This window comes from Lactobacillus sp. ESL0259 (assembly GCF_003693045.1).
GTDB classification, from domain to species: Bacteria; Bacillota; Bacilli; order Lactobacillales; family Lactobacillaceae; genus Lactobacillus; species Lactobacillus melliventris.
This window is the reverse complement of the sequence record NZ_REHP01000001.1, coordinates 1-23,669: the sequence shown is the minus strand read 5'-3', so window position 1 is coordinate 23,669 and position 23,669 is coordinate 1. Positions and strand designations below refer to the sequence as shown.

At 36.2% G+C, this 23,669-nt stretch carries 18 protein-coding genes and 1 tRNA gene; 2 read left to right on the top strand and 17 right to left on the bottom strand.

The features are described from left to right. Window positions 1–625 precede the first annotated feature (625 nt). From F5ESL0259_RS00095 to F5ESL0259_RS00080, 4 genes are all read right to left on the bottom strand, one after another. Window positions 626–1,879, bottom strand: coding sequence for a restriction endonuclease subunit S (locus F5ESL0259_RS00095; protein WP_122037053.1), 1,254 nt, complete (start codon window positions 1,877–1,879; stop codon window positions 626–628). Continuing rightward, the gene (locus tag F5ESL0259_RS00090; protein WP_122037112.1) at window positions 1,857–3,476 is read right to left on the bottom strand and encodes a class I SAM-dependent DNA methyltransferase; all 1,620 of its coding nucleotides are present in this window, start codon (window positions 3,474–3,476) and stop codon (window positions 1,857–1,859) included. The genes F5ESL0259_RS00095 and F5ESL0259_RS00090 overlap by 23 nt, the downstream gene beginning before the upstream one ends. 5 nt (window positions 3,477–3,481) lie before the next feature. Next, complete coding sequence (locus F5ESL0259_RS00085; RefSeq protein ID WP_122037052.1) at window positions 3,482–6,550, bottom strand: type I restriction endonuclease; 3,069 nt, start codon at window positions 6,548–6,550, stop codon at window positions 3,482–3,484. Between the two features lie 250 nt (window positions 6,551–6,800). Beyond that, a tRNA-Thr gene (locus F5ESL0259_RS00080) sits at window positions 6,801–6,873 on the bottom strand. A gap of 152 nt (window positions 6,874–7,025) precedes the next feature. On the opposite strand from F5ESL0259_RS00080, the gene F5ESL0259_RS00075 reads away from it, so the two are divergent. Both F5ESL0259_RS00075 and F5ESL0259_RS00070 read left to right on the top strand, forming a co-directional pair. Further along, on the top strand, window positions 7,026–7,727 hold the full coding sequence (locus tag F5ESL0259_RS00075) for an MgtC/SapB family protein (RefSeq protein ID WP_046323985.1): 702 nt from the start codon (window positions 7,026–7,028) through the stop codon (window positions 7,725–7,727). A gap of 116 nt (window positions 7,728–7,843) precedes the next feature. After that, window positions 7,844–9,043, top strand: a complete 1,200-nt coding sequence (locus F5ESL0259_RS00070; protein ID WP_110445324.1) for a DUF2974 domain-containing protein — start codon at window positions 7,844–7,846, stop codon at window positions 9,041–9,043. 81 nt (window positions 9,044–9,124) lie between these two features. Here F5ESL0259_RS00070 and F5ESL0259_RS00065 read toward each other — a convergent pair whose 3' ends face one another. The 13 genes from F5ESL0259_RS00065 to dnaA all read right to left on the bottom strand — a co-directional run. Continuing rightward, on the bottom strand, window positions 9,125–9,283 hold the full coding sequence (locus F5ESL0259_RS00065) for a CsbD family protein (protein ID WP_110445323.1): 159 nt from the start codon (window positions 9,281–9,283) through the stop codon (window positions 9,125–9,127). 168 nt (window positions 9,284–9,451) lie between these two features. Then, on the bottom strand, window positions 9,452–10,831 hold the full coding sequence (gene dnaB / locus F5ESL0259_RS00060) for a replicative DNA helicase (RefSeq protein WP_046323983.1): 1,380 nt from the start codon (window positions 10,829–10,831) through the stop codon (window positions 9,452–9,454). 36 nt (window positions 10,832–10,867) lie between these two features. Beyond that, window positions 10,868–11,323, bottom strand: a complete 456-nt coding sequence (gene rplI / locus F5ESL0259_RS00055; protein WP_122037051.1) for a 50S ribosomal protein L9 — start codon at window positions 11,321–11,323, stop codon at window positions 10,868–10,870. Between the two features lie 12 nt (window positions 11,324–11,335). Then, window positions 11,336–13,357, bottom strand: a complete 2,022-nt coding sequence (locus F5ESL0259_RS00050; RefSeq protein ID WP_122037050.1) for a DHH family phosphoesterase — start codon at window positions 13,355–13,357, stop codon at window positions 11,336–11,338. 268 nt (window positions 13,358–13,625) lie between these two features. Next, window positions 13,626–13,868 carry a 30S ribosomal protein S18 gene (rpsR, locus tag F5ESL0259_RS00045; protein WP_034978630.1) on the bottom strand — a complete coding sequence of 81 codons (243 nt, stop codon included), beginning with the start codon at window positions 13,866–13,868 and terminating at the stop codon, window positions 13,626–13,628. A 22-nt stretch (window positions 13,869–13,890) separates the two neighbouring features. Beyond that, window positions 13,891–14,412, bottom strand: a complete 522-nt coding sequence (ssb, locus tag F5ESL0259_RS00040; protein ID WP_046323980.1) for a single-stranded DNA-binding protein — start codon at window positions 14,410–14,412, stop codon at window positions 13,891–13,893. Window positions 14,413–14,466: 54 nt separating this feature from the next. After that, window positions 14,467–14,760 (bottom strand): 30S ribosomal protein S6, encoded by a 294-nt coding sequence (gene rpsF, locus F5ESL0259_RS00035; RefSeq protein WP_046323979.1) that lies wholly within the window; start codon window positions 14,758–14,760, stop codon window positions 14,467–14,469. Between the two features lie 206 nt (window positions 14,761–14,966). Beyond that, window positions 14,967–17,453, bottom strand: coding sequence for a DNA gyrase subunit A (gyrA, locus tag F5ESL0259_RS00030; RefSeq protein ID WP_122037049.1), 2,487 nt, complete (start codon window positions 17,451–17,453; stop codon window positions 14,967–14,969). Between the two features lie 9 nt (window positions 17,454–17,462). Beyond that, complete coding sequence (gene gyrB / locus F5ESL0259_RS00025; RefSeq protein ID WP_046323977.1) at window positions 17,463–19,427, bottom strand: DNA topoisomerase (ATP-hydrolyzing) subunit B; 1,965 nt, start codon at window positions 19,425–19,427, stop codon at window positions 17,463–17,465. Then, window positions 19,417–20,556 (bottom strand): DNA replication/repair protein RecF, encoded by a 1,140-nt coding sequence (recF, locus tag F5ESL0259_RS00020; RefSeq protein ID WP_110445321.1) that lies wholly within the window; start codon window positions 20,554–20,556, stop codon window positions 19,417–19,419. Before recF ends, gyrB begins: the two co-directional genes overlap by 11 nt. A gap of 6 nt (window positions 20,557–20,562) precedes the next feature. Next, on the bottom strand, window positions 20,563–20,772 hold the full coding sequence (gene yaaA / locus F5ESL0259_RS00015; RefSeq protein ID WP_122037048.1) for a S4 domain-containing protein YaaA: 210 nt from the start codon (window positions 20,770–20,772) through the stop codon (window positions 20,563–20,565). A 225-nt stretch (window positions 20,773–20,997) separates the two neighbouring features. Beyond that, window positions 20,998–22,128, bottom strand: a complete 1,131-nt coding sequence (gene dnaN, locus F5ESL0259_RS00010) for a DNA polymerase III subunit beta (RefSeq protein WP_122037047.1) — start codon at window positions 22,126–22,128, stop codon at window positions 20,998–21,000. Between the two features lie 173 nt (window positions 22,129–22,301). Continuing rightward, on the bottom strand, window positions 22,302–23,669 hold a 1,368-nt coding region (dnaA, locus tag F5ESL0259_RS00005; RefSeq protein WP_233558028.1), incomplete at its 5' end, for a chromosomal replication initiator protein DnaA.

Below are 23,669 nucleotides of genomic sequence, written 5' to 3'. Positions count from 1 at the left end.
ATGAAAATGTAATCACTTATTTTCTTACAAATTCTAAAAAATCATACACACAGCTTGCCCAGGATATCGAACATGCGCTCAAATTTATGACTCCTATAGATGTGACAACAAAAAGAGTAAAAGACTGGGCTCATAGTGCTTTATCATATGGGCCAGAGCTCAAAGCAATTTCCTTAATTACATACGGAAATCAAGACAAGTGACGAGAATTATACTTTCCACTGAATGTTTTTACTTTACAATTTCTCAAATATATTTCTACTCAGCAAATTAATAAAGTGCTCACCTTCAACAAAATTATCTCCTTTGTAAAAAATAGAAATTTATCTACTATTTATACTGGATTAAGTGATGAGGATGCTAATTTAAACACTTTAACTTCGATCTTAATAACGAAAATTTACTACTTACTATGTAATAAAGATTTAATGACTTCAGCCAAAGAAGAAGATTACAATTTTAAAAGGTATCAAGATAAAATTTTACCTTACATTCAACACCAATTAGATAATTTATCCCCAAATTGTATCTTTATAGAACATGCAACTACAGTTTTGAGAAATACATTAACGAATGATGGTACTAATATACGGCGTAAAGCAATAATTCAGTTAATCAATATTATCTAACCCTTAATTTTTACTTGTCCATTCATCAACAATGGTAAAAGAAAATCACGTAGAGATTTTAGTTGCTGATTTTCTTTTTCACACAACTTGATCTTTTCAAAATATGAATCGACCCTATCGTAGAACTTTTTTACTATATATTCATTATATATGACCGAAATACTTGAGAATTCTTGTTTATTCATATTTGCAAAAGTATTGCCACTTTTAGTCCCCTTAGTATTTTTAAAATATTCACTGATATTAAAATACAGAAAATACTTGTTAATCTTATTATCAAACACAATACTATTAATTTGTTGATTTGTTTGTGAAATATAATTACAGAATCCCACTAATCCTGGTGTAGCAATACATGAAACACATAAGGAATCTTTCTGAAGATATTTATTCTTCTGGGACTCAGCACCTTTTTTACTAAGTGATAATTGTGTATTTTCAATAAAACAATGTCTTCTAATATCACCTATACATATAAATGGAACATCTTTTCCAAAATTATCCTTAGACTTTGTGGAAGGAGTCTTGCCAGTAATTATATTTGATTCAATTTGTGATAATTTCTTAACTTCCCATCCCTCAGGAATCTCCTGCTTAAGTTGATCATTCCAAATCATCTTGCCACCATTAGACTTATATGGCTTACCATCTTTATCAGGAAATTCGAACTGCAAGAACCAATAGTCATAGATAGTTTTAGCCATTGATGCTAGTTCTTTAGAAATTGCATTATTATTAGTTATTTTGGAATCAATTTTTTTTAAAAGCTTCACAATAATTTCTTGTTTTTTTAAATCTATAATTGGAATTTTTAGTTTTCTAAGGTCTTTAATATTTAAGTTACTTACTATAGAGCCAGTTTTATTTATCTGTGAAATTTGTTTTTGAACTAAAAAAGATTGAAAAGCATACAAAAAATAATATGGATCAACCTTCTCCTTATCTAGTTTTAGCAACACTACTCTTTGACCGAGACAACAATTAAAATTAGGTGGGATCATTCCCGCTGCTCCCATAGGAGCTTCACGAGAAATAACAATGTCTCCTTGTTCTGGCTTAGCTCTTTTTATTCTCTCTAAATATGTTTTTTTATCTACATAAGATAGATTCTGAGTATTAACATGTCCATTAACAAGATTATAGTTACGGATAATTGGAATGCCTTTTTCTAACCAATTAGGAGTAGAATGCGGGCAATCAATTATTTTTGTACAAATATTTTCTAAATTAACTAATTCTGGCTTCTTCATATTTTAATTTACCTAATTCTTTTTTTATACATTTTTCTAAATATTCATCATCATTAAAATATTGGTTTAATTTTTTTTGATATTCTAATATCTTATCCTGAAATTCTTTCTGGGTAAGTTCCACATATTCAATTTTTACAGGGAAATACTGTCCAGCACTAAATGAATAATTTTTATTCTTTATATCTTTTAAACCAACAGTAATAGAAAAGTCGTCTGCATCTTTTCTTTCAACTGCTGTATTAACTATCCTTGTAATATCATCTTGTGAAAGTTCTGTTCTTTGTTTGCCATTTTCTTTAATATTATGACCTAATTTAGAAGCATCAATCAATTGAACTTGATCATCTTGCTTGGATTTATTAAAGAAAATAACACTGACATTAGTGCCAGTTTCCGCAAATACATTGGATGGCATCGAAACAACAGTATCAATCATCTTACTATCTACTAAATACTTACGAATCTTTTTATCGATACCTGATTGTGCTGTTAAGAATCCTGTTGGTACAACTACACCGGCTTTACCATTATCACTTAAAGAATTAATAATCAACTGAACAAATAGTTCATAAATTGCCATAGAGTTCTTTTTCTTAGCAGGGACTTTAGGAACTCCAGCAAAATAAACTTCATTTGCATTTGGGAGACTATCAACTTGATCTCGCCAACTAGAAAAATCCAATTTGAACGGCGGATTAGAAACAATATAATCCATTTTCTCAGAATGTTTATTATTTAAAATAGTATTACCCTGAACTATATTATGAATTGAATGACTTAAATTGTTTAAAATCAGATTTAATCTAAGCAAGTTAGAAGACTTTTGCGAAATATCTTGGCTATAAACAGTACATTTGTCGACACCAATTCTATTTGCAACATTCATTAATAATGTACCCGACCCAGCAGCAGGATCATATACTTTTACATTTTCAGGATTTTCTTTTCCTACCAAAATGTCCGCAATAATTTTCGCAATGGTGCGTGGTGTGTAATACTCTGCATAATTACCACCACCATTTTTATTATAATCTTTAATCATATATTCAAAGATTGTGGAGAAAAAGTCGAATCCTTCAGCATAAATTGTATTATCAAATTTTGTAGAGGATAATAATTTTATTAGCTCTCTTGCAACATTATCTCTTTGAGATCCATCTTGAATATTATCTGCAATTAAATGAGCATCAAATAATCTTACTTGCGTATTTCCTGTTGTTTCAACAGAGAATAAACTATTATTATCAATAGCAATATCATTTAATGCAGTATCAATTATCTCACTAAAATTATCTTCATTCTGTTTATTGTAAATTGTTTCAATTAGATCTTGACGTTTAATTTCAGCAGAGTCGGTACCTAAACTAAGCTGAAGCATTTCATAATCATCATCATTTAAAGACATAATATATTTATAATCAATTTTTTTATCAAATTTTCTAGCTTCATAAAGAAACTTGTCATTCAAAAATTTATATAAAAATGATTGGGTAACTAGTTTATATTCACCAGCTTCACCGCCAAGTCCCGCATTGTTTAAAATACCTTTAATACTATCAATTAAATTTTCTACTGTTTCTACATAATTTGTCATTTCCACTACCTAATTCCTATATATTCATCATGATACTCTTGAGTTAATAATTTAGATATTTCTTTAATTTCTGGAACTGAAATTTCACCATTTGTTTTTTTACTATTTTGCAATAAAATTTGAATAGCTTTTTTATCGAAGTAAGATTCATTATTTAAGACAGCACTATTTTTAGCTACTTCATCATCTAGCTTATCTTTTGAATCTTTCATCACAAAATAAATTGCTGGATTTTCTCTGACACTAGGCTTTTTACTGCCACCAAGGTCATAGATTACCTTTTTAAAACTACGGGCATACTTAGTATCCCCATTAAACGCATTAGCTAGTTTTTCATTTTCTGCATTTAATGTATTCATTTTAAAAATTATTTCTTTAATTTTAGCAGTATTAGCTTTTGTTTCATCAACATTAATTTCTTTGACGTGTTGATTTTTCATAATACGTCTAAATTCGTCAAAAATATTAACCCATTCTGGATCTTTCTGATCCCAATTACGATTGATAATTTGTCTAGCCTTCTCCTCCTCCTTTCGATAATCATCAGCAACAAGTTTTAATTCCTCACTACCAGTTTTTTCAAATTCAAATTGCCAATTATTCATTACAACACCAAGAATATCTTTACTGCTTTCTAAGTTGGCATCCTGAATTAAATTCAATGTTCTTATTCTATCTTGAACAATACTCAATAATTTAGAAACATCTTTCGCTTTTATTTTATTAACTAGATCATCATAAGATAATAAACGTGCGACATTGTAATCTTCTTTTAGTTCTCGTAATGTTTTAGCTAATTCGATTAATTCTCCCTTTTTAGGAGTATTATCAATTTGTCTAGAAAAATTTTCCAAATTGTTAGTATCATACTCAGCTAATACTAATCCTGCTTTGTCGAGATTCTTTTCAATCTCTTCTACTGGTACAAATAAAGAACCATAAATTTTATCAAAGTCTTCGCCTGAATCTTTGTATTCACGATTTAACTCTTCAAAATAAGCGTTATTAGTCTTATCAAATTCCTTTGAGATGTTAGCAAAATCAACAATATACCCTATATCAAAGTTATGATATGGACGATTAACCCTTGTTAAAGCTTGTAATAAGTTATGCGCTTTAATTACTCTACCAAGATATATTTTCTTTAATCTAGGAGCATTAAAACCTGTAAGGAGCATATTATAGACAATCAGAAAATCAGTTTTTCCATCTTTAAAAGCTTTAACTTCTTTTTCTCGGGTCTCTTTATCACCTTCATCTGAAAGAATCAAAGAAGCAGTTAGCGTGGTCTCCTTATTTGCTTGTTTTTCTTCAAATAATTTATAAAGCTCTCTAGCTTGATTGGATGAATCAGATACAATCATGCCACCAATCGTATCATCACCAAAAGCTACTTTAGAATTTTGAAAATCATTTACAATATAATCTAACAGTGGTGCACAATAATTAGGATGAGCAAAAATCTCTTTTTTGTTTAGTTGACCCTTCTTAACTTCTTCCTGTAGATTACTTACAATATTGCTAAATTTTTTCTTATACTCAGTAGTTACTTCTTCACGAATCAAACGTAAAGTAAAGCCATCTTGAATTGATTGATCATAATAATATTTGTTTAAATAATCACCAAATATTTCTCTAGTAGTCTTTCTAATCTTCTTTTTCCCTTTACTATCAACATTAATTAATGGAGTTCCTGTTAGAGCAATTTTGATAGAATTTTTATCTGCATTATATAAGTTAGGTAAATATGAACCTTTAGCATTATAAGAACGGTGTGCTTCATCGATAAAATAAATATTTTGTTTATTTAAATTTTCATAACCGGATGTATCTGTTAAATTAGTATCTTCGTTTACTTTTTGAATATTTACAACCGCTACATTTTCAGTAAAAGGATTATTTAACTCTCTTTTTGAATTGATTCTTTTGACTTTTAACCCTCTATTAATAAAGGCATTCTCCGCTTGATCAGCAAGGTCTAAACGATCAACAATAAAATAAAATTGTGGAATAATATTTTTCTTTTGTAAAACATATTTTAAGTATTCAATATTATAGTAAGCCAAGGCTGTTTTACCAGAACCTTGGGTATGCCAAATAACACCTTTTTTAACACCATTATTAATTGCATCTGCAATAGCTCTTGTAGCAAAGTATTGTGGATAGCGCATAATTTGCTTTTGAAAAGTTAGAGTCCCATCATCATTTCTAATTTGATCATAAGCTAATCCAAAATGTAAAAAGAAACTAATTCTTTCCATAGAAAACATAGAAGTTAAAAATGAATTTGCTGGTGTATTTGGATCACAATTTGTTTTAAATTCATTACTATCTTTAATAGCTATTTTGTTAGCGTCTTTTAGTACTTCTTCAATCTGACCTTCTGAGATAGTACCCACTTCTTTGGTTAAATCTTCGGATCTTTCTTCATGCATTGAATTAAAGAATGCTTGTTCATAACTAGAAGTACAATAATAAGAACCTGTAGTATGCTTACCAAAATCCTCAGTATAGTCCTTATTATCAGTAAATCCTATTATTTGAGTAACATTATTAAAGACTCTAAATTTTTTATTTTGAAATCTTTTTTCCATTCTAGTGAATTCTGACTGCATACCAGTTTCACCATTGCGAATAGCATTAGGCTTCTTAAATTCAATATAAACTAAAGGTAATCCGTTAATAAAAATTGTAACATCTGGTCTAAATTCATCATCACCATTTTTACAAGGAATTTCGTATGAAACAAGTAAGCTATTACGATCCCAATTATTCCAATCAATAAATTTAAAACGAGAATTGCTTTTATTTTGAAGTCTATTAAAGAATTCTCTTCCCAAATCATTATTTGTTAATTCGGTTTTGATATCCTTATATTCATCATCAAAATCCTTTTCACTCGCTAAAGGATTTAATTTTAAAAATTGTTTTTTAAAGATGGGCGTTAAAATATTATTCTCTTCATCTTTTATTTTTTGTACCTTTTTATTTGAAATAAACGTATAACCAAGTTTTATTAAATGGAGGATGGCTGGAAATTGTACTCTAGTCATCTCATTAAATTCTTTAACCATAAACTACTCCACAAAACTAAATTTATTCAATCATCCTAATTATATAATATTTTAACATTTTAAAAACACAAAAAAAGGACTCGAAAGTCCTTTATATCGCTATATTTGATACTCCGTGCTTTTATTTCAATAAATTTGCTTTTATTTCAAAGAATGTAATTCTAGTTCAAAGCAACAAAAAAAGCCTGTCATTCTAAGTTCTCCTGAACCTGAATCACAGACCTAAAAATTCTTAAGTTGTTTAACTGAATGCTGACTAGAGGATTCGAACCTCCGACCTCATCATTACTAATGACGTGCTCTGCCAACTGAGCTAAGTCAGCATTGTCATATCTCGACAACGATATTAATTAAAACATATTCTACTAGTTTACGCAAGCATTTTTTGACTTTTTCTCAGTTTTTGTTATAACTAAGCTTTGGTAAACTTTTTAAGAGTATAATATGAAGATAGATTCAGAATGGAGTGGATGTAATGGCAAATTTAGCCTCGATTAGCGCCGAGTTCCCCTGGGTACTACGAATTTTAGTTGCCTCCTTGTGTGGCGCACTGATCGGTTATGAACGCGCAATTCAAAGAAAAAGTGCTGGAGTGCGGACACATATTGTAGTTGCCTTCTCGTCTGCGCTATTTATGATAGTTTCAAAATACGGCTTTGGCGATTTACTAAAAATGTCTGATGTTGCTCTGGACCCTTCCAGAATTGCTGCGCAGATAGTTTCAGGCATTTCATTTATCGGTGCCGGCACAATTTTAATCAAAAAGCAACAGATCTCCGGCTTAACCACAGCTGCGGGTATCTGGGCTACGGCAGCCATCGGAATGGCAATTGGTTCTGGCCTTTATTTTATCGGAATTTTAGCTACTGCCTTCCTTTTCGTCATTCAGATGATGTTTCACGATGATACTATCATTGACAAAATCATCATGCATATCAGGTTTAATATTCAAATAGAAGCTGTAAATAAACCTAATATCTTGCATATCATCGAACAGGAACTGCAAACAAATCATGTTGAAAATGTTTCTGTCAAGATTCTTTTTGTCAGTGATGAAAGAATTATCTTTTTTGTAGACGGCATCATCAATAATAATATTAATGAAAATGATATTATCATGGCTCTGCGCAAATATCCTGACATCAAGCGGATCAGTATTGCTAGTATAGATAAATAAAGTTATATTTTTTAAGCAATAGTTAATTCTATTGTTTTTTTTGCATTATTTTTATCTAAATTGCACAAACTTACTACAATATTAATATCAACTTTTATTACGAAAGGAGAATTTATATGGCCGGACCCTTGGATTATTTACGCTGGCGCGGCGACTTAAGCTTTAAAGAAAAGCCATTTAATAGTGTTGATGCTTCACTGCTGTCATCTATTGCCTATTTGCCGGCCGATAGTTCTGCTACCAACCATACTCTAGGAGAAGTAGCGGAAAAATTGCGGAACTTGTCTTCTTTTCAACATCAAATGTATGCCGAAACTGCAACTGAAGTTATGTTGTTACCGGAAAGTCCTAGAATCGGCAACATCAAGATTCTAGATTGGACAGACAGACTGGAAAAGGAGCCTCACCCGTTACAATTTACTGCTGCCACCTTTCTTATTGACACAAAAACCATTGCTGTCGTCTTTCGCGGAACTGACGGCACTATGATTGGCTTAAATGAAGATATGGGTATGAATTACCTGCCTGAGATTTATGGTCAGGAAGTGGCAGCTAAATATTTAACAGAAATAGCACATAAATTTAGTGATCAACAAATTTACCTTTTAGGCCATTCAAAAGGAGGGAACTTTGCTCAGTTTGCTTTATGTGCAGTTGAGCCTGAAATTCAAAAGCGGGTAATCAAGGCGATTAGTTTTGACGGGCCGGGCTTTTTCCATAAGGTATACACGAGTCCTGGTTTCACTTCTTCTATGTCTAAAATGAAAACCTACATTCCCCAGAATTCAATCTTTGGTGCAATGCTTGACCATCCGGAACAAACTCTGGTTGTCAAAAGTACCGTACCAATGCGCAACCAGCATGACCCTCGCCGCTGGTCAGTAGGTCGCGACAGTTTTACTCTAGCCGATGGTCTTTCTTCCAGTAGCCGCGTGATCAGACATGCTCTAATTAATTTCAATAATTCGATTCCCGATCAAGAAAGAAACGATGCCTTTTCTGATCTTTTCGAGGCTTTTGAGAATTATGACATTGATGAATTAAACCAACTAACTAGTAATAAAATAGTAGGAACCTACCGCTTTGGTCGTGCCTTTTTATCCCTTGAACCCCAAGAACGAAAGTTGTTAACTCAAGTATTAAGCAATATCTGGAATTCCTACAAAAAGAATATGACTTTGCCCTTAATGGCCAGCAACTACGACCTTTATCCTAAAAGTAATGATTCTAATAAGGCCCCAGTGTTCTATGAATTTTATGATCCTGATCGGCCGAATCTAAAATTGCCAGAGAGTATTCGCCGTAAATTGCGATAAATTGTTTCATGTGTAACCCAAAAAAGAGATTGAGCAAACCGTTGGTCTTCTCAATCTCCTTTTTATTTATTAATTAAAAAATTAATTCTTCATTTTATCCTTAACGTCATCGACTTTGTCTTTGACGTTTTCAGTAGCTTCTTGTGCCTTATCTTTAACGTCGCCAGCAGCTTGTTGAACTTTGCCTTTGACTTCTTTAGCTTTGCCAGCTACTTTATCTTTAAAACCTTTATCAGCCATCTTAATCGATCCTTTCCCAAAAAATTAGCGAAAAATTTCTATTCACACCTTAATAGTACAATTTTGTATAATTATTGTCATTAAAAACGCCCTATTTTTTGTTAAAAGATATAGAAAAGCAAAAAGCCATAGCTTTTTACTATAAATCACCATGGCTTTTATTCTTTCTTATTCGTTAGGCTGATCATGACTATAATCGAGATTAGAAAAGCGATTATAAGGTTTAGAAAACATTAATTTTACTGTTCCCCTGCTACCTGAACGGTTCTTTTCAATAATAACCTCAACTTCGCCATTATCATCTTCAGCCGATACTTCCTTATTTTCCTCGCCCTCTTCTTCATCGCGATAGTAATCATCACGGTAAAGAAAAGAGACAATGTCGGCATCTTGCTCAATTGAGCCGGATTCACGAATATCAGATAAGACAGGTCTCTTGTCCTGCCTTTGCTCAACTGACCGCGACAATTGCGACAAAGCAATAACAGGTACATGAAGCTCCTTGGCTAATTTCTTCAATTGCCGTGAAATAGCTGAAACCTCCTGCTGACGTGATTCACTGTGCGGACCTTCAATTAACTGCAGGTAATCAATTACAATTAGGCCTAAATTGCCTTTTTCTTTAGCCAAACGGCGAGACTGTGCCCTAATCTGACTCATCTTAATTCCCGGTGTGTCATCGATATAAATATTGGCTGTTGCCAAGGATCCGGATGCAGTGACTAATTTAGGCCACTCGTCTTCATCCAGTTGACCAGTACGCAAGTGTTGCGAATTGATTAGACCTTCAGAAGCCAGCATTCTCTGCACTAACTGCTCCCCACTCATTTCCAAGGAAAACATTGCCACAGTTTTATCGGTATGCAAGCCGACATACTGGGCAACATTAAGCGCAAAGGAAGTCTTGCCCACTCCGGGACGTGCCGCCACAATTATTAGTTCATCATCATGAAAACCGGTAGTCATCTTATCGAGTTCCACAAATCCGGTTGGCAGACCCGTAACCATATTGCCGTCTTCAGGAATGTTGTTAATTTCATCAATAGTAGAGTTAACGATATCCTTGATATTACGAAAACCATTGGCATTATTTTCCGACGAAACATTCATGATCTCACTTTCGGCATTATCTAAAATGTCGGTGACATCATCGGAATCCTGCATTGCATTCGTAATGATTTTTTGACTGGCAGAAATCAGGCGCCGCAATAAAGCTTTACGGTGAACAATTTTAGCATAATAAGTGACGTGAGCAGCCGTCGGCGTGGCCATAGCCAGCTCGGAAACATAAGCTATACCACCAATATCATCAAGCTGATTTTTCTTAGTCAGTTCATCCTGCAGCGTTAACGGATCAATTGCATCCTCACGGTCAGATAAATCAAGCATAGCCTGGAAAACCAACTGATTTGCTCTTTTATAAAAATCTTCTGGCTGAACCTCTGCACTGGCATCAGCTATGGCAGCAGGATCAATAAAAATTGCACCTAGAACGGCTTTTTCCGCTTCATCATCATGCGGTATCTGCTGTGAGACAATATTATCCATTACTTACGCCCACTTTTTTCAGAATTCAACTACAGTTTAATCCTGTTCGGTAACATGAACGCGAATTTTACCTTCTACGCCCTTAAATAACTTAACCGGCACATTCGTGTATCCTAAGGATTTAATTGGTTCAGGCAGGTTTAATTTGCGCTTATCTATCTTAATACCAAACTGTTTTTCTAAGCCTTCAACGATCTTTTTACCAGAAATTGAACCAAACAGTCTGGAATCTGAACCGGCTTTAGACTTGAAGTTAACTACTGTTTCATCCTTTTCCAGTTCAGACTTAATCTTTTCTGCTTCAGCCTTTTCTGTTTCATATGCCGCCTTTTCGTTAGCAGCCACTCTTGCCAAAGTATGCATATTTGCTTTAGTTGCAGCTTTGGCTAGACCTCTTTTAAATAAAAAGTTTTGGGCATAACCATCAGGAACGTTTTTAACATCACCGCGTTTGCCATGGCCTTTAACATCTTCAGTAAAAATAACTTTCATTGTGCTCTCCTTTTATTCATTTTCTTGTTCATAAGTATCCACTGCATCCATCAATTTAGCAAGTGCCTCCTTAACAGATATCCCTTTAATTTGGGTAGCAGCATTAGACAAATGTCCGCCGCCGCCAAGCTTTTCCATAATAAGCTGAACGTTGATATCACCCATTGAACGAGCAGATATACCAATTGTATCCTTATTCCGTCTGGTAATTGCAAAACTGGCTTCGACATTTTCTAAATCAAGCGCCGTATCTGCAGCTTGGGCAGTAATAATAGGGTCAATTTCCTTATCATCGGGTCCACATAAGACCGCCATTTTAGGCTTGATCATCTTCAAGCTGCTGACCAGCCGGGTGCGCTGCAAGAAACTAGCAATATCTTCTTTTAGCAACTCGCTGACACCCATTGTACTTGCACCAATTGACCGCAAGTAACTGGCAGCATCAAATGTCCGAGTGCCGGTACGCAGCGAAAACTCCTTGGAATCAACTGTAATTCCCGCTAGCATCGCTGTAGCGTCAAGGTCGGTTAAAACCCGCTTACCTGAACTTGGCTGTTGGTACTCTACCATTTCAGTTACCAACTCACAGGCAGATGAGGCATAAGGTTCAACGTATGTCAGCATTGGATTCTCAGGGAATTCTTCACCGCGACGGTGATGATCGATGACAATAATTCTATTTCTTAATTGCTCATATAATTCTTTGGAATAAGTAATAGAATATTTTGAATGGTCAACCATAACCAACATAGACTTGTCAGTCAGTGCTTCTAACGCATCCCCAGGTGCGATAAAAATATCATTATCTCCCTTTACTTTTTCCATTTTAGCAACTAAGCGGCTGACATCATAATTGGTCTTATTGACATCTAAGACAAAATTTGCCTTTACATGATGCAAACGGGCAATTTTAACAACGCCAATACCGCTACCGACCGAATCCATGTCAGGGCTGGCATGACCAACTACAAAAACGCGGTCTGCTTCTTTGAACAGCTCACTAATCGCCTGTGAAACCATCCTTGCTCTAACTCTGGTTCTCTTTTCCATCGGATTCGATTTACCACCATAGAAACGAGCTGCTTTACCGGGTTGACTAAGAACAACTTGGTCCCCGCCTCTGCCTAACGCCAAGTCAAGGTTAGACTGCGCTTGGTCAGCTAATTCAGTAATTAAGCTGCTGCCAAAAGCAATTCCAATTGACAAAGTTAACGGTGTATTGTTACGACTTGTTTCTAAACGCATTTTATCCAAAACAGAAAACTTATCTTTTTCCATTTTAGCTAAATCTTGCATATGGAGTAATAATAAAAAGTGATCTTCATCAATGCGTTTAAGGTAAGCGTTAAAGTTTTTAGCATAATCACTCAGAGTATTCTGAACATATGCACTAGTAGCAGTCAATTCCTGGTCATGCATGGTTTCACTCAACTCATCGTAATTATCAATAAAAATCTGTCCAATAGCTAATAATTCGTTTTTATATCGTTTTTCTATTTTAGCGTAACGCGTAATATCCAGTAAATAAACCACGCCCAGGTTGTCTTGGATAACCATCTCAAATTGATGACCATCCCAATTAACTACATGGTTTTCAGCAGTTTTAGCCTTTAAGGATTCATTAATTAACTTATCCAGTTCAGGATCAACGGATGCAATTGTATGTCCAATCAGGTCTTCATTTTTTAAATAAAGCTGCAGGTACGGATTGGCCCATTGAATTTGATGATCCTTATCGTAAAGTAAAATGCCCAGGGGCATCTTAATCATTGCTTCTTGCTCGCTACGCTTAATCCGATAAGATAAACTAACAGCAAAATTGTTTGCATTACCAGCTAAGATATATGCACCATAACCGACGCATGCCACAGTTAAAATAAAGATTAAGACCATAGCCAAGCCAAATAATGGGTTCATGATCATCGCAACGATGCTGCCCAAAAGCGATAGCGCTAAGATAATAATGACTGAAGCCGTCAGCCTAGAATCTTTAATAAAAGCAGGAAATTCAAGCTTACGTAAAAAATCTTTCATGTAAGGTCCTTCCTAAAATAATGTATAATACATCATTATTATTATACATTGTATTCACTAGATAAGAAACTCCACAAGGTTCAGGTTTGAACTATCATTACTTTTTTGGTTCTTTTTACTCTCTTTAACTGTCAAAATTTAACCAGTTACTTTTATTCTTGCTTAGATAATTTATGCATAATAAAAAACCTCAAAATTATCGTAATTTCAAGGTCTTTATCAATAATTCCGCTCACTGCTTTTCAAGCATTAACAGAGTTTTTGTTTTTTAGTCTTCAGTAACAAATGGCAACAAGCCCATAATGCGAGCTCTTTCAATTGCCTTAGCTACTTTACGTTGATTCTTAGCGCTGGTGCCAGTGACACGACGTGGTAAGATTTTACCTCTCTCAGAGATAAAACGTTTCAACAAATCAACGTCCTTATAGTCAACGTAATCAATATGGTTGGCAGCAATGTAGTCAACCTTACGACGACGATGAGCGCCGCCGCTTCTTCTTTGTTGAGCCATATCCTAGGTCCTTTCTGTTAATTTAGAATGGTAAATCATCATCAGAAATATCAATGGTATCGCCTGAACCTGCAAATGGATCTTGAGTATTATCCGGACCATTATTAGCAGTGTTATTCTGATTTGAAGCCCCCATATTAGGAGTATTATTGGTATTCTGATTACCAAAATTGCCATTGTTATTTGGTGTGTAACCACCATTTTGACCACGGGCTTCACGATCTTTACGTGATTCAAGCAATGCAAAGTTGTCAACGACAACTTCTGTTACATATACTCTTTGCCCGTCTTTATTATCGTAACTTCTGGTTTGAATTCGGCCATCTATACCAACAAGTGAGCCTTTAGACGTAAAATTACAGAAATTTTCTGCAGATTTGCGCCAAATGACACAACTGATAAAATCTGCACCTCTCTCGCCTTGAGCGTTTGTATATTGACGATCTACAGCAAGAGTAAACGTAGCAACCGAGATTCCACTCCCAGTAGTACGTAATTCAGGATCACGTGTTAAACGGCCAACAAGTACAACTCGATTAATCATACTTTAGGTCCTCCCTTTCCTAAATCACGAAAACGATAACGTTTTTGTTCTTAATTATCCAACTTTGACGGTCATTGAACGTAGAACGGCAGTATCAATCTTGGACAAACGGTCAAATTCGTTAACTGCATCAGCGTTATCAGCAGTGAAAGTCATAACGTGATATAAACCCTCACGATATTTATTAATTTCATATGCGAAATGACGCTTTTCCCAGTCTTTTGACTCAACCATCGTACCACCGTTATCGGTAATAACCTTATCATAGCTTTCAACCAATGCTTTCTTTGATTCTTCATCAATATCAGGCTTGATAATATAAGTTATTTCATACTTAGTAGTTGTCATACTAGTGCACCTCCTTCTGGACTAAATGGTTCTTGCTAAAAATCAAGAACAAGGAGTAATGAAGTTTATTACTCGCAATCTCTAATTCTAGCACATAAACAAAAAATTACCAAACTATCTTTACGTGATCCAATAAGAAATTTTCATTCCTTACTTAATATGTACGTAAAATAATCTGATAATTTTTAAATATTTTTGTTTCTTAATTAGTCTTGCTCTTCTGCATTTTCTGTAGAAGCAGCTACTTCCTGGTCCTCTTCAGCCGGAACAATTGCCAGACTGGCAACTTTATTGTTGTCATTAATCTTGATCAAGCGCACGCCGAGAGTGCTGCGCCCAGTTTGAGAAACATCCTTTGTCTTAAAGCGGATCATGATACCATCATCTGTGATAACCATGATATCCTGACTGCCATCGATCACAGTCACGCCTGAAAGTGGACCATTTTTCTGGGTAATGTTTGCAGTTTTAATCCCTTTACCGCCACGACCCTTTGTCGGATATTCAGCAGCTGCTGTTCTCTTACCGTAGCCCTTTTCGGAAATCACTAAGACTTCATCATTATTTTTAACGACACCAGAACCAACAACATAGTCATTTTCACGTAAATTAATTCCCCGAACACCTGCAGCTGTCCGTCCCATTGACCGAACAGTTTGCTCATTAAAGCGCACAGCATAACCTAAGTGGGTACCGATCAGGATATCTTGCTTGCCGTCTGTAGCCAAGACATTATTCAGCTCATCACCATCGCGCAGGGTTAATGCGATTAAGCCACTGTTGCGGATATTGCCAAATTCACTGACATGAGTACGTTTAACGGTCCCCATTTTCGTAATGAAGAATAAGTACTGGTCATCCGCATCTTCAGGAATATTAACGATAGTCTGAATCTTCTCGCCTTTTTCCAGTTGCAGTAAGTTGACTATTGGGAGACCCTTAGCAGTACGACCAAATTCTGGAATTTCATAGGCTTTCTTTGAATAAACCTTGCCCTTGTTGGTAAAGAACAGCAACATATCATGAGTACTTGAATAAATCAGGTTGGCAATAAAGTCGCCTTCTTTAACGCCCATGCCTTTGATACCTTTACCACCACGATTTTGAGTCTTAAATTCGGTAATAGGCATCCGCTTAATGTAGCCGCTGTGAGTTAATGTCAGTAAAACGTCTTGCTTTTCAATTAAATCTTCATCTTCAATTGAGACAACTTCGCTAGCGCCAATCTTAGTTCGGCGAGCATCGCCAAAACGTTTTTGAATATCCAGCAGCTCATTATAGATTATTTCATTAATGCGCTCTGGTTTTGCCAAAATGTCTTTATAATCAGCAATCTTGGCTTGTAACTCTTTATATTCGGCTTCAACTTTGTCACGCTCAAGACCGGTTAACCGTACCAGCCGCATGTCTAAGATCGCTTGTGATTGCTTATCATCAAGACCAAAACGACTGATTAAAGCAGCCTTAGCAATATCACTTGACTGACTCTGACGAATGATATGGACAATCTCATCAATGTGGTCAAGGGCGATTTGCAGACCTTCGAGAATGTGTGCTCTAGCTTCGGCTTTGGCTAATTCAAATTTAGTTCTACGGGTAACAACATCTTCTTGGTGTTCCAAGTAATATTGCAGCATCTGCTTGAGACTGAGAAAATGCGGTGCGCCATCAACGATTGCCACCATGTTCATACCAAAGTTGGCCTGCATCTGCGTCAATTTAAATAAATTATTTAACACAACACTGGCACTGGCATCACGGCGAATATCAATTGTGACTCTCATCCCTGTTTGATCTGATTCATCACGCACACCAGTAATACCATCAATAGTCTTAGCTCGCGCTAGGTCTGCAATTTTCTTAACCAGCTCAGCTTTATTAACCAAGTATGGCAACTCAGTAACGACTATTCTTTCACGACCGCTTTTTTCGGTTTCAATATTAGTATTAGCGCGAACAACAATATTGCCGCGCCCAGTTTCATAGGCCCGATAAATGCCACCGCGACCCATGATAGTACCACCTGTAGGAAAATCTGGACCCGGAATTGCCTTCATCAATTCTTTAGTAGTGACATCAGGGTTGTTCATCAACATGTGCAGACCCTTAATCACCTCTGACAAGTTATGAGGCGGTATGTTGGTCGTCATACCAACGGCAATACCACTTGTACCATTAACTAATAAGTTAGGTATTCTGGCAGGCAATACTACTGGCTCATTTTCAGAATCATCGTAATTACGCTGCCAATCAACAGTATTTTTATTGATATCGCGCAACATTTCGACGGCAATTTTGCTCATGCGCGCCTCAGTATAACGCATTGCGGCCGGCTCATCGCCATCAACAGATCCGAAATTACCGTGGCCGTCAACTAACATATAGCGGTAACTGAAATCTTGTGCCATATGGGCCATCGCCAAATAAATTGAGGAATCACCGTGAGGGTGGAACTTACCCATAACTTCTCCCACGATTCTGGCTGACTTTTTATATGGTTTATCTGGTGTAACACCTAGTTCACTCATGCCATAAAGAATCCGGCGCTGAACCGGCTTCAAGCCATCGCGCACATCGGGTAAAGCCCGCGCCACGATAACAGACATGGCATAATCTAAGAATGAACTATTCATTACGCTGGTCAGATCAACGTTTCTTATTCTATGATCCTGACCTTGATTGTCGTTATCCATTTAAACCTCCTATGCATCCAAATTTTCAACGTATTTAGCGTTAGTCTCGATAAAATTACGCCGCGGACCTACTTCATTTCCCATCAGTAATTCAAAGACCTCATCGGCATTTTTAGCGTATTCCGGACTGACACGGTCGAGTCTCCTATTTTCAGGATTCATGGTTGTATCCCATAATTGTTCTGGGTCCATTTCGCCCAGTCCCTTATACCGTTGTACCAAAGGTTTAGGACTTGGCTGCAGACTACCTAAATAGTCATGCAGTTCTTCATCAGTATCTAAGTATCTGACCACTTTTCCCTGGCGTACTTGGTATAGAGGTGGACGTGCAATATAAACGTAGCCCTTTTCAATCATCGGACGCATGTAATTGTAAAAGAGGGTTAAAAGCAGTGTCCGAATGTGGGCGCCATCGACATCGGCATCTGTCATAATGATTAATTTGTGGTAGCGAGCCTTAGAAACATCAAAATCTGCACCAAAGCCGGTTCCCAAAGCCGTAAAAAGTGAACGAATTTCTTGGTTAGCCAAAATACGATCCATTGACGCTTTTTCAACGTTCAGAATTTTACCACGAATTGGCAAGATAGCTTGAGTCAGCCTTGAGCGTCCCTGCTTGGCAGAGCCGCCAGCAGAATTACCCTCAACTATGAATAATTCAGAAATGCTGGGGTCATTACTGGTGTTGTCAGCTAATTTACCCGGCAAGTTAGCAATTTCCAGACCTGATTTTTTACGAGTTACCTCACGCGCACGTTTAGCAGCTGTCCGAGCACGTTCAGCCAGTTGGGCTTTTTCAACAATTTTCCGACCAACTTGCGGATTTTCCATTAAGAAGCGATTGAAAGTTTCAGAAAAAGCACGATCTACAGCTGTCCGAGCATCAGAGTTGCCTAATTTAGTCTTAGTCTGACCTTCAAATTGCGGGTTAGGGTGCTTTACTGATACGACAGCTGTCATCCCTTCCCGAATATCTTCTCCGGAAAGATTATCATCACTATCTTTTAACAGCTTAGTCTTATGAGCATAATCATTAACTACCCGTGTTAAGGCTGTCTTGAACCCTGCTTCGTGCATCCCACCTTCATAGGTATGGATATTGTTAGCAAAAGTCATTAATGTTGTTTTATAGCCTTTTGTATATTGCAAAGATACTTCAACGTTAATATCGTTGTCATTACCTTCTACATAGATCGGCTCATCAAATAATACTTCTGTATCGCGGTTTAAGAACGAAACATATTCCTGAATACCACCTTCATAGTGATAAACATCTGTTTCCGCGCTGTCTTTGCGTTTATCAGTAAATGTTAATTTCAAGCCCTTATTTAAAAAGGCCAGTTCACGAATACGGTTTTTGAGGATCTTGTCATCAAAAGAAGTGGTTTCAGTAAAGATATCTGGATCTGGGAAAAAGTGTACTATGGTACCATGTTCAGATAAAGGCACAGTCCCCGTTACTTTCATTTCATCAACTACACGGCCACGGCTAAAATCAATAAAATACTTTTTACCGTCACGCATTGTTGTGACATCTAGCTTAGTTGATAAAGCATTCACGACAGAAGCACCGACTCCGTGCAAACCGCCAGATACCTTATAGCCGCCACCACCAAATTTACCACCAGCGTGTAAGACAGTAAAAACAGTTTCAAGAGCTGGTCGACCCGTCTTTTTTTCAATATCGACCGGAATACCACGCCCATCGTCTTGAACAGTTACACTGCCATCCTCATTAATTGTAACTTCAATCTTGCTGGCAAAACCGGCTAAGCTTTCGTCGATACCATTATCAATTATTTCCCACACTAAGTGGTGCAACCCCTGAGAACTGGTAGAACCAATATACATTCCTGGACGCTTACGAACTGCTTCAAGTCCGCCTAAGACCTGAATCTGACTGGCATTATATTTATCGGCTTCTTTTTCATATTGCTTAATTTGCTTAAGATTTTCTTTGTTACTATCTGCCATGCAATTTCCCCTCTTCTAAATAAATTTGTCCAGATTTAATGCGGTATATTTTCGGCTTCTTAATTATTTCCCAGGAAATACCCTCAAGATCTGTCGTCGTAATAAATGTTTGTGTTTTACCGTGAATGTAATTGAGTAAGGCACTTTGGCGGTTATGGTCAAGCTCACTCATGACATCATCAAGTAATAATAACGGATATTCATCAGTTAACTGGTGCACAAGCTGAATCTCAGCCAGTTTAATACTAAGCGCGATTGTCCTCTGCTGTCCTTGAGAGCCATATAAATGAGCGTTTTTACCATCAAGTTCAAACTCAATGTCATCCCTGTGAGGACCGCTTAAGGTCGTGCCTTTGAGAATTTCAATTCTTTGATTTTTTTGAAAATTGTCTAACACTTTATGATAAACTTCTTCGACGCTATCTCTTGCAGTTATTTCTTTTACCGATGGTCGATAAGTTACTTCCAGCTTTTCAGCGCTGGTACTGATGTGAGCGTAAGCATCTTGAGCATATTGATCTAAATAATTTAAAAATTGAAAGCGGCGGACTATTACTTCTGCCGCAACACCGGCTAGTTGATCCGACAAAACTTCCAAAAACATGGTGTCATGCGCTTCACCCTTGGCCAATTGTTTCAAATAATTATTCTTTTGTTGCAATACCTGCTTATACTTGCCTGCAAAATAAAGGTATTCGGCACTAATTTGACCAAACTCCTGATCCATGAATCGCCGCCTTAAGTTGGGTGCCCCTTTAATCAGGTCTAAATCTTCCGGAGAAAATAAAATAGCGTTTAATTGTCCCACATATTTGGATAATTTCGCTTGTTCAACCCGATTAACCCAAACTTTCTTGCCTTTAGTGGTAATTAAAACCCGCAAAGATAGATCAATTTGACTTTTATAAATGTGACCAGAAACATTGGCATAGTCCTTACCAAAAGCGATTAGTTCTTTATCATTACTGGTTCTATGAGAACGAGTTAGGGCCAAAAAATAGATCGCTTCAAGTAAATTAGTTTTGCCTTGCGCGTTCTGACCTATAAAAATATTGACATTGGGATCAAAGTCAACTTCAAATTGCTGCAAATTGCGGTAATTTTGTGCAATAAAGTGCTTGAGATACATCCACAGCTACCGCAATTCATAAGTTTCGTGAGCAATTTCTAGCATATCGCCAGGGTGTAATTTTTTACCACGCCGATTTTCTTTGATCCCATTCAGTAAAACTGGGTTTTCTCGCAGATACCATTTAGCCTGTCCACCTGAAGAAACAATACTTTCTTCTTTTAAAAACTGACCCAGAGTAATATATTCGCTTGTTACTTTAAATTCTTTGATCATAACCACCTTCACACCATTAACTACCTATAATAAGTATATTCGTTTCACAAGCAAAAAACAACTAAAAGCCCATATAAAGCCATATAAACGGATTTTTTTAAAATAAACATTTCATAGTGAATGACACTAAAAATAAACCAGCATGCTTTTTTGTTCGATTATAAAAATTTGGTCAGAAAAAAAGCCATCAGTTGATGACTTTTTCTTTTTATTAAGAATGATAACTTAAAAAGTTCTCACCGGTGTAATTAACTGAACAAAATTAATGTCGGCTTTATCTGGATTTACAGTAAACGGCCGCAATGGTTGCGTGAAATCCATAATAACGGAATCAGTCACCGAAGCTTTTAACGCATCACGCAAATAATCAGGATTAAAGGAAATCTTTAAATTCTCACCTTCAAGTTTCTTAAAACTAACATCTTCTTCAACATTCCCAATTTCTGCTGATTCACCAGATAATTTGGCACTTTGTTTTTTAGTGTCCAGTGTCAAATCAACTACGTTATTGCGTCCTGCATGTGTCAGTAAACTTGCCCGATCAAGCGCACTTGAAAGCTCCAGTAAGTCAAATTCTACAGTTGTTGTGCTGTCAGTGGGTATCAAGCGTTCAGTATCAGGATAGCTGCCTTCAAGTAGACGTGAATAAAACAGAATGTTGCCAATTTCAAAGAGTACCTGATTTTCACCCGGACAAACTTTAATCTCCGGATCAGTTTCTCCGATAATACGTGCAAGTTCCAGTAAACTCTTTCCCGGAATGATTAAGTCTGTTTTTGTTTGTGGTCCGTTTTCTAAAGTCAAAGCACGACTGGACAACCTGTGTGAATCTGTTGCTACTGCATGAATTTTGTCAGGGCTAAAGGTGAAGTGGACACCAGTCAGAACTAAGCGACTTTCTTGAGTTGCAACCGCAAATTGGGTTTCATTAATAATTTCCCGAAGAGTTTTTCCCGAAATAACAAAAGAGGACTCGTCTGGAATTTCCGGTAATCTTGGGTAGTTATTAGCATCTAAGCCGTTAATAGTGAACTCACTGTTTTCAGAAATAATTTGCGTTTGGAAACTTTCTTTAACTTCCAAAGAAAATTCTTTTCCCGGTAACCGTCTGATAATCTCGCTAAAAAATCTTGCCGGTAAAACGACTGATCCGGTTGAATCAACGGTCAGGTCTTCACTAACTGGTATTTTGATTTCAATTGAAATATCAGTATCACTCCCAGTGAGAAGTAATTCCGTTTCCGTTAAATTTAGCTTGATACCGCTAAGAATCGGTATAGTTGCTCTGGATGAAATGGCATGCATTACATTGTTTAAATTATCTAAAAAAAGATTCCTGTTAACTGTAAATTTCATTTGGTGCCTCCTGTTATTTTGTCTATTTCCTTTATATTAATTATATATTTAATTAGTAGTATTAGTAGGTCCTGTGATTTCTGTTGAAAAGATACAATAGCCTTAAAATAACGTAATTATTGCGGTTAAAAAGATGTGTACAAGTCCGTTATTTATCCACAGTTGATAACTTTTTAGCGGTCAAGCATTTGTTTTAAATCAAAAACAGCGGTCTTGATGTCAGAATTGGTCTTAATTTCACGACTAATTTTTTCATAAGCATGCATCACAGTTGTATGATCCTTACCGCCAAACTCCTGTCCAATTTTAGGAAGGCTGGAGTCAGTTAATTCACGGGATAAATACATAGCAATTTGTCTTGGAACGACAATCTGTCTGACCCGCTTTTTCCCTTTTAATTCGTAAGTTGAGGTTTGGAAATAATTGGCAACAACTTCTTGAATTTTAGAAATTTGCAGACCTTGGTTTTTTTGGACTAATTTGAGATCAGCCAATGCTTCACGAGCCAGATTGACATTGATATCTTCGTGTTCAATTGTTGCGTGTGCCTGTACTTTCACCAGAGCCCCTTCAAGTTCACGGATATTAGTGTCAACTTGAGAAGCAATATAATCGAGTGTATTATCATCAATTATTAAATTTTCGGCTTCGGCTTTTTTACGTAAGATTGCAATCCTTGTTTCCAGGTCTGGTGGGGTAATTTCTACTTGCAGACCCCAAGTAAATCTTGATACCAGCCTTTCTGACAAATCAGGAATTTCGGTAGGCAGCCGGTCACTTGTCATGACTATTTGTTTCTGGTCATTATAAAGGGTCTCAAAAGTATGGAAGAACTCCTCTTGAATACCTTCTTTTTTAGCAAAAAATTGAATATCATCAACTAGTAATAAGTCGCAGGTTCGATATTTAGCGCGAAATTGATCTTGCGTTTTGTTTTTGATTGAATTTATAAAATCATTAACGAAAGTTTCACTTTGGATGTAGACAACCTTGGCATTAGGCCGTTCTGCTAGCATTTGATGGCCGATAGCCTGCATCAAGTGTGTTTTACCTAAACCTACACCGCCAAAAATAAAAAGAGGGTTGTAAAAACTACCTGGACTGTCAGCCACTGCCAATGCTGCACCGGCTGCCAGCTTATTGCCTTCGCCTTGAACAAAATTATCAAAAGTATATTTTTCATTAAGCTTAAGGTTACGAACAAAGGCATTTTCCATTTGCGGCCGTGAATTTGCGGACATTGCCTCACTTTTTGGTTTAGGCGTTACAATGCGCTCAGTACTTTGATCGCCCTCAATTTGAAAGACAGGCATAACCTCAATATTAGCGTAGCCATATGCAGATTGAATTAATTGTGAAGCTAAATTCTTTTCCCAATATCCTTTAGTTACAGGATTTTGCACGGCAATTTTTAATTCATGAGTTTCTTTATTATAAGAAATTGGTCTGGTATTTTTAAACCAGGCATTATATGCAACTTCATTAAAATGTTCACGCATTTCTGTATTAAAATGTTGCCAAAATTTATTAATGTCAAACAA